At 69.6% G+C, this 6,535-nt stretch carries 8 protein-coding genes; 4 read left to right on the top strand and 4 right to left on the bottom strand.

From position 1 onward, the window contains the following. Positions 1 to 243 precede the first annotated feature (243 nt). Positions 244 to 1,419, top strand: a complete 1,176-nt coding sequence (locus tag ACFXDJ_RS06280) for a serine hydrolase domain-containing protein (RefSeq protein WP_384653868.1) — start codon at positions 244 to 246, stop codon at positions 1,417 to 1,419. A 20-nt stretch (positions 1,420 to 1,439) separates the two neighbouring features. On the opposite strand, the gene ACFXDJ_RS06275 is transcribed toward ACFXDJ_RS06280, so the two are convergent. Beyond that, positions 1,440 to 2,063, bottom strand: coding sequence for a hypothetical protein (locus ACFXDJ_RS06275; protein WP_384653866.1), 624 nt, complete (start codon positions 2,061 to 2,063; stop codon positions 1,440 to 1,442). A 114-nt stretch (positions 2,064 to 2,177) separates the two neighbouring features. After that, positions 2,178 to 2,393: a hypothetical protein gene (locus tag ACFXDJ_RS06270; protein WP_384653864.1), complete on the bottom strand. Its 216-nt coding sequence runs from the start codon at positions 2,391 to 2,393 to the stop codon at positions 2,178 to 2,180. 454 nt (positions 2,394 to 2,847) lie between these two features. On the opposite strand from ACFXDJ_RS06270, the gene ACFXDJ_RS06265 reads away from it, so the two are divergent. Then, positions 2,848 to 3,099, top strand: coding sequence for an antitoxin MazE7 (locus ACFXDJ_RS06265; protein WP_384653862.1), 252 nt, complete (start codon positions 2,848 to 2,850; stop codon positions 3,097 to 3,099). Between the two features lie 4 nt (positions 3,100 to 3,103). Beyond that, complete coding sequence (locus ACFXDJ_RS06260) at positions 3,104 to 3,481, top strand: toxin Doc (protein ID WP_384653860.1); 378 nt, start codon at positions 3,104 to 3,106, stop codon at positions 3,479 to 3,481. Positions 3,482 to 3,644: 163 nt separating this feature from the next. On the opposite strand, the gene ACFXDJ_RS06255 is transcribed toward ACFXDJ_RS06260, so the two are convergent. Together ACFXDJ_RS06255 and ACFXDJ_RS06250 are read right to left on the bottom strand one after the other, a co-directional pair. Next, complete coding sequence (locus ACFXDJ_RS06255; protein ID WP_384847990.1) at positions 3,645 to 4,121, bottom strand: hypothetical protein; 477 nt, start codon at positions 4,119 to 4,121, stop codon at positions 3,645 to 3,647. A 9-nt stretch (positions 4,122 to 4,130) separates the two neighbouring features. Further along, positions 4,131 to 5,132 carry a hypothetical protein gene (locus ACFXDJ_RS06250; protein ID WP_384653856.1) on the bottom strand — a complete coding sequence of 334 codons (1,002 nt, stop codon included), beginning with the start codon at positions 5,130 to 5,132 and terminating at the stop codon, positions 4,131 to 4,133. A gap of 487 nt (positions 5,133 to 5,619) precedes the next feature. Here ACFXDJ_RS06250 and ACFXDJ_RS06245 point away from each other — a divergent pair, with 487 nt between their 5' ends. Next, the gene (locus ACFXDJ_RS06245) at positions 5,620 to 6,528 is read left to right on the top strand and encodes a hypothetical protein (protein ID WP_384653854.1); all 909 of its coding nucleotides are present in this window, start codon (positions 5,620 to 5,622) and stop codon (positions 6,526 to 6,528) included. Positions 6,529 to 6,535: the final 7 nt, after the last annotated feature.

Genomic DNA, 6,535 nt, shown 5'->3' with positions numbered 1-6,535 from the left:
AGCGCCCCCCTCCTCAACTAGCCGCCGGCCCCGCCGCGCGCCTCCTCACGTCACAGCCCGAACAGGCCCCAAGCCGCGCGGGGCCCGCGCCCGTCCGCAACACGCCCGGTGAAGGGGATGCGTGTCCGCCGACCGGCCGCCGTCGCACGCGCCGTGCGTCCGGGCCGACGTGCCGGGTGTTAGGCAGGCAGCACCGGCCGGACGTTCACGGCCGGCCGCCCCACCGCACACAGGGAGACACACGTGCCTACCCCCGCCTCCGTACGCCGCTTCCGCGCCGGACTGTCCGTCACCGCCCTGACCGCCGCCGTGCTCGGCGCGCTCCTTCCGCCCGCCCAGGCTGCCGGCGGCGGCTCCGACGCCGCAGAGCAGCGCCTGCAACGGCAGCTCGACCGGCTCGTCGCCCAGGACGACGGCCCGCCCGGGGCGATCGCCGTACTCACCCGCGGTGACCGTGCGCAGGTCTACACCGCCGGGGTCGGGGATCTTGCCACCGGCCGCCCGCCGCGCCCCGACGACCACATGCGCATCGCCAGCATCGCGAAGGCGTTCAGCGGGGCCGTCGCCCTCCGGCTGGTCGACCAGGGGCTGCTCTCCCTCGACGACAGCATCGGCACCCGCCTGCCCGCCCAGCCCGCGGCCTGGCATGCGGTGACACTGCGTCAGCTCTTGCAGCACACCAGTGGCCTGCCCGACTTCTCCGGCTCTCCCGAGTTCCAGAGGATCATCCGGGCCGACCCCCGCCACGTCTTCGACTCCCGCAAGCTCCTCGACTTCGTGGCGGACGAGCCGCTGCTCTTCCGCCCCGGCACCCTCTACGAGTACTCCAACTCCGACAACATCGCCGTCGCTCTGATGGCCGAGGCCGTCACCGGCCGCCGGTACGAGGAACTCCTGCAGGAGTTCGTGTACCGCCCCCTGGGGCTGCGCCGAACCGGCCTGCCCTCGGGCTACCTCCTACCGCGCCCGTTCCTGCACGGCTACGACGTCACCCCGCCGAACGAGCCGGAGGACATCAGCGAGGCCATCAGCGCCTCGGGGGCCTGGGCCTCCGGCGGCATCGTCTCGACCCCCAGGGACCTGGGTGCCTTCATCCGCGGGTACGGCGGCCCCGCCCTGCTGTCGGCGGAGACCCGCAAGGAACAGCTCGGCTTCCGGCCCGGCGACTCCTCCGAGCCCGCCGGCCCCGGCACCAACGCCGCCGGACTGGCGATCTTCCAGTACACCACGCGCTGCGGTGTGCTCTACGGGCACACCGGAAACACCCCCGGCTACACCCAGTTCGCCGCGGCCACCCCCGACGGCAGGCGCTCCCTCACGTTCTCCATCAACACCCAGACCAGCAAGAGCATCAAGCCGGCCCTGCTCGCCCGGCTCCGCACCGTCCAGGAGGACTTCGCCTGCGCCCTCTTGGAATGACTGGCGGCTCGGCCCGCCTCTCAGCCGCCGCTCAGCGGAGACGCCCACGTGGGGTCGTGTCTGGACCTCCTCGTGAGGTGGGCCAACAGGTGCTCTGCCGCGATGGAGGCCGTGTCTTGCGGCGCGCCGACTACGGTCAGGGCGGCGATAAGCCTTGCCGATGCCGTTTCCGGTACGTCCGGGTCGGTAAGGAGGGGAAGCAGCAGCAGGAAGCGGGTTGCCGTGTCGTGGACGCCTTCGGCCGCAAGTGACGGACTGTCAGCGATCCGGGTCAGCTCGTGCCATGTCAGCCCACTGCCCGAGAAGTCTCCGTCCCCGCTGGCGATCTGCTCGACGTAGCTTCTGCCTGGATGGGTGAGGAGGTAGTCGGTGCCGTAATCGCCCTCCAGGTTGCGGTAGATCACCACGGCTCCGGGGCCGTCTTCTGCCCGCACCCTGAACACTGGCCATCGTTCAGGAGCGAAGAGGACCTCGGACAGGGAATCGGCATCGGCGCCGTCCTCACCGAACCACTCCGGAACCGGGCGCTCGGCGCATCCCCCGTCGCTGCACATCGCCAAGAGGTAGTTCGACCAGAAGCCCGGGTGGAGCAGCAGTGACTCGCCCGGCACCAACGGGCCGACGTCATATCCCTTGATCAGCACCCCTCGATCCTGTCACCAGCCACTGACACGGTCCGATCCGGGATCGGCAAGGGGCGCCGCCCAGTTACAGGACAACCCTTACGTGCTCGGAGTGCGGGCACCTGCGGGACCGGGTCACCCCTGGGTGAGCGGGTGGCGGGCCACCCGGTCGAGGGCTTCGGCGAAGACCGGGATCAGGGCGGTGTCGAGGTAGTAACCGCCGGTCTCGGACCAGCCGCTCTTGTCCGGGGTGGTGGGCCTGAGCGGGGAGGCGATCGCGCGGCCCCAGTAACTGACCGCCGCTCCGGGGCCGATCCGGGCGAGGAGCTCGCTGCGCGACCAGCTGATCAAGCGGGGCGACCTGCCCGCTGAAGCAACGGACCAGCAGATCACCGCGCTGCTCACCACCGCACTCGCCGAGCGCATCATCGGCAGCGCCGAAGCCGCCTTCCGGCGGGTCGGCGCGATCGTCGGCGGTGCTCCTTCCTCCCACGGAGCGTGGATCGCGCAAGAGGAGCTCAAGGATCCTGCGCTGGAAGACCCGGAACAGCTCCGCAGTCTCCTACGCGTCCCGCTGCGCCGCACCGGTCCAGTATGGTTGAGCCACGACGAGCTGCTGGACGAACGAAACCGGCAACGTTCGGGACCGGCCGGTCTCTTCCTCCGGCTCCGACGTCGCGGACGTCGGGGCCGGCTCTCGGTGGAACTCCGCCGCAGAGGCTGACCGCGGGTATAAATGTGCAGGTCAGATGGGTACCCCTGCGATGGGTAGCCAGCTCGGTATGCCGGGCGGCATACTCGGCCTATGGCCGATACCAGCGTGAAAGTCGATGACACGACCCGCGACCGCCTCAAGGCCTTGGCCGACGGGGCCGGCATGTCCATGAAGGACTACCTCGCCAAGGTCGCCACGGAGAAGGAGCACGAGCAGCAGCTCGACACGGCCACAGCCGCCTTCCGGCGCGCCATCACCGCGCCCGGGATCCTCGACCGCTTCGACGCCGACTTCGGCGGGCTGCCGCCGGCCACCGCCCACCACACCCCGCGGGCGGCCTGACCTCGTGGAACTGCTCGTCGACTACCGATGGCTCCTGGACCGCCAGGAGGACATCCTCCGCTCCGACCTCACCGTCAACGACCTCTCCGTGCTCGTCGGCATGGCCGCCCGACACCGGGTCAACACCCCACGCCTCGACCAGGCGGACCCCGACGCCTTCTGGCGCGCTGCGGTCTTCCTGGAGGAGTGCGTACTCCTGCGCCCGCTACCCGCGCGCAACGAGGCCTACGGCTACGGCGTCACCATCGCCTACCTGGAGGCGTCGGGGAAACGCGTCGACACCTCCTACGAGCCGTGGCGCGATCTGATCAACGAGGTCCGAGCCCTGCGCCACGACACCTACGCGATCGCCGAACGCCTTCGCTCTTGGCAGATCAGCTAGCGCGTCCAGGATGTTGGTGTCCTGACTGGTCGCGGTCAGCTCCACGGCGTCGGTGAAGCCGAACATCACCGACCGGTCCACCTTCAGATGCCCGTGCGGCAGCATCTCCCCGTTCCTGTCGCCCTGGTTGACCGAGACCTCCTCGATGCGCTGGTACGGGGAGTTACGGGGAGTCTCCGCGCGGGCGGATCATGCCCGGTACGGGCGGCGTGCAGGCCATGCGTCCGCGGGCTACGCGTCCGCCTGCGGGAGCCGGGCCAGGGCGGTGGCCAGCTGTCGTACGGAGACCGCGCCGGACTCCGGGAGGCCGGCTTGCGACCACCCGTACGCGGTGGCCGATCAGCGCTCGGGCGCGTCCGATCATCGTCCGGCCGGCCTCGGAGTCGCCGCGGTCCGTCCGGTTCGGCTGTTCGAGCTCGCCCGAGGTGTTGCGCAGGACCAGGACCCCGCGGGTGCTGGAGGGCTCCACCTTCACGTCCAGCAGCGTGGCGGTGAACTGCTTGGCGGAGTCCAGCCTAGCGATGTCCTGGCCGACCGTGTCGCCGAGTACGTAGAGACCGATGGCGTGTTCGCGGACCCTCCCGGTCATCAGGAGCATCCGTAGACGGGGCATGACCCAGATGCGCCAGAAACCCGCCACGGGATGATCTTAGGGGCGCCAGTCAGCCTCCAGGTCGTGGGAGTCGGCCTTGGTGAGCTGGGTCAGTGCGGTGCCGTCGGCCCGTACCAGGTAGAGGTGTTCGGGGTCCGCGTCGTCCCCACCGCCTCTGGTGAAGACCAGGCGGCGTCCGTCCGGGGACCAGGAGGGGTTCTTGTCGTTGAAAGGGGCCGCGGTGATGGGGTGAAGTCCGGTGCCGTCGGGGCGGACGAGGTAGAGGTGGGCGAAGCCGGAGGAGTCCACGCGGCTGAAGGCGATCCGGTCGCTGTGCGACCAGTCGGGCGTCCAGTCGTGGGAGCTGGGGCCGGTGACCGCCGTCTCGGCCAGGGTGGACAGCCGGATCCGCATCACCCTGCTGTTTCCGCCCGCGTCCGCGCGGCTGAACGCCAGGTACTTGCCGTCCGGAGACCACGTCGGATGGAGGTCGTCCGCCGCGGTGTAGGTGAGCCGGATGGCGGGAGTGCCGTCGATGTCGGCCACATAGATCTCGTGCTGGGCGCCGACCGGCTTGGCGTAGGCGATCCGCTTGCCGTCCGGGGACCACGCCGGGTCGGAGGCGCCCTTGGTGCCGGGGACCTCTTTCAGGTCGTCGCCCGTGGTCTTCATCGTCCAGATGCCGTCGATGGCGCCACCCGATCCGTAGCGGACGAAGGCCACCCGCTTACCGTCCGGGGACCAACTGGGCATCACGTCGCTGACGGTGGAGGTGTGGGTGAGTTTAACGGGCGTGCCGCCGCTGGGGGAGATCGCGTAGAGGTCTTCCGTGGGCGCTGCCGCGGTGTAGCGGGCGAAGACGATCGGGTGGTCCCCTACCGCCCCCGCGTCTCCTGCGGCGCCAAGGGTCAGTGATGCGGCAAGGGTGATCGCCGTGGCGGTCACCGCCGCCCAGCGGTGCGGCGTTGCGCCGTTCGCGCCGGTGTTGCCGATTCTGCGGGCCCTGCCGGCGGTTCTGCCGTTGCCCGTGCGGTGTTGTTGGCGTGCCAAGGTGTCCACCCCGATCCCTCCCTGCGGCCTGCTGCGGCCGCTCCGGCCCGCAAACATTCCACCGATGGGGCTCCGGGGGAAGCAATCGCACCTGGCGATAGGAACCCTGTGACATGTTCAGTACACCGCTGTCACAGGCGATGTACATGCGAAAGCACGGCGGCTCTGGATCACGGTGCCGCAGGCAGTGGGGGCCGGTCCTACAGTCGCGGAGCTGGGATGCCGGGTCGAACTGGTCGAGCACCTGCCCGTCGAGCGGCGGCCGAGGGGACTGGACAGGGTACTGGAGCTGCTCTGGCGCGCGGCCGAGCGGGGACCTGTGACGGGGCCGGGGCCGACTGACCCCTTCCCTCCGCCCGGCGGTGCCGGGATGCTTCGAGTATGCTAACTCCCGTCGGCACAGCAGAAGTTGACGCACTTGGATTGAACTCCCCTGGATAGCCGGGTCGGGGTATAGCGTCGTCACCGACCAGCGCGGGCCGGGGGTTGGAGTGGCATGAGCGGCGACATTCGCTATCGGGTCGAACGGATCTCGTTGGCCCTGATGGCCGCATCGGGCGTCGTGGTGCTGCTCGCGGACCTCTTCGGGTGGCTCGACGCACTGGCTCCCGGGGGTGCGCTGCCGAAGGTCACGCTACTCATCCTGAGCACGGTCACCGTGTTCCTCCTGCTGGAGCTCGACCGCCTGAGGAAGCTCGACGACGTCCAGGCACAGGTCGCCGCACTGGATGGCACCGTCCAGGCCCAAGTCGCCAGGCTGGACCGGAACTTCCAGGCGCAGCTCTCCAAGCTGGACATCGACACCGTCGCACAGCAGCTCAAGCAGGAGAACTACCTCGGTGTGATCCGAGTACACGGGCAATTCCCCGACATGGAGTTCAACGGGTTCGTGGAGGCCGCCGAGCAGGAGGTGGTGATCCTGCAGACCTGGATGCCCAACCTGGAGCAGCTCCAGCCGTCACTGGAGAAAGCGCTCGTCGACCGGGGGATCCCGGTGCGCATCCTGCTGCTGCACCCGTCGTCTCCCGTGGCGGGACTGCGCGACGAGGCGCTGCGGACGGTACGGGATCCTGCCTTCGCGGTGGATGTGAAGGCGCGGGTGGAGATGTGCCTGGCCGGCCTCGCGGAGCTCCACAGGGTGGTCGGCGCGGAGGGCCGGGAGCTGCTCCGGGTCCGGGTGTACAACTCCCTGCCGTCCATCGCCGTGTACAAGGTCGATGAGCGCTTTCTGGTCAGTTCGTTCCTGCACCGCCAACTCGCTGTCGAGTCCGTCCAGACGGAGATCGATGGCGCTGCCACCACGATGGGCCGGCAGGTACAACGGGAACTGGACACGCTGTGGGACATCGGCCACGACGTGGCCCTGCCCGACTGGCGCGAGTCGCTCAGGAATATCAGTTGGTGATCCACGG

The organism is Streptomyces sp. NPDC059443 (assembly GCF_042750105.1).
Taxonomy (GTDB): Bacteria; Actinomycetota; Actinomycetes; order Streptomycetales; family Streptomycetaceae; genus Streptomyces.
The sequence above is the reverse complement of the archived record's forward strand: the minus strand, read 5'-3'. Positions and strand labels throughout refer to the sequence as shown.

Bases quoted from the DNA above. Each gene is read 5' to 3' on its own strand.
- ACFXDJ_RS06265 (WP_384653862.1), top strand. From the start codon at position 2,848: ATGGCCGATACCAGCGTGAAAGTCGATGACACGACCCGCGACCGCCTC.
- ACFXDJ_RS06245 (WP_384653854.1), top strand. From the start codon at position 5,620: ATGAGCGGCGACATTCGCTATCGGGTCGAACGGATCTCGTTGGCCCTG.